Consider the following 353-nt stretch of genomic DNA (forward strand, 5'->3'; position numbering starts at 1 on the left):
ATTATGTAATGGACTTTTGAGTGCATCAGGTGAGTCTTGCCGAGCCCAACGCCGCCCCATATGAAAAGCGGGTTGTAAGCCACGCCTGGGCTTTCAGCCACGGCGAGGCTAGCCGCATGGGCCAACCTATTAGACTTCCCGACCAATACCGGGAATGGTGGGAACAGCAGAAGAGAATCGCTGCTCAAGCAGGATCTGGCAGCGTATGTGGCCAAAGCGGCGGAGATGGTGAAAGCGCCCTCGGAATCGGATGCGTTTGCACTGATAAGACTGGACAGGGAAATGAAATATTGTCGGAATGCAAAGGACTGGCAGCGTGTCAGCTCAAAGGGATGCAGCCTGTGGCGACTGCC

1 protein-coding gene and 1 pseudogene are annotated in these 353 nt (G+C 55.2%); one reads left to right on the top strand and one right to left on the bottom strand.

The window, feature by feature from the left end:
• A pseudogene (locus EZM41_RS06665) lies at nucleotides 1-146 on the bottom strand (DnaA ATPase domain-containing protein); the annotation flags it as partial.
• On the opposite strand from EZM41_RS06665, the gene EZM41_RS13650 reads away from it, so the two are divergent.
• A partial coding sequence (locus EZM41_RS13650) for a hypothetical protein (RefSeq protein ID WP_232619152.1) occupies nucleotides 117-353 on the top strand: 237 nt, incomplete at its 3' end. The pseudogene EZM41_RS06665 and the gene EZM41_RS13650 overlap by 30 nt on opposite strands.

This window comes from Acetomicrobium sp. S15 = DSM 107314 (assembly GCF_016125955.1).
GTDB classification, from domain to species: Bacteria; Synergistota; Synergistia; order Synergistales; family Thermosynergistaceae; genus Thermosynergistes; species Thermosynergistes pyruvativorans.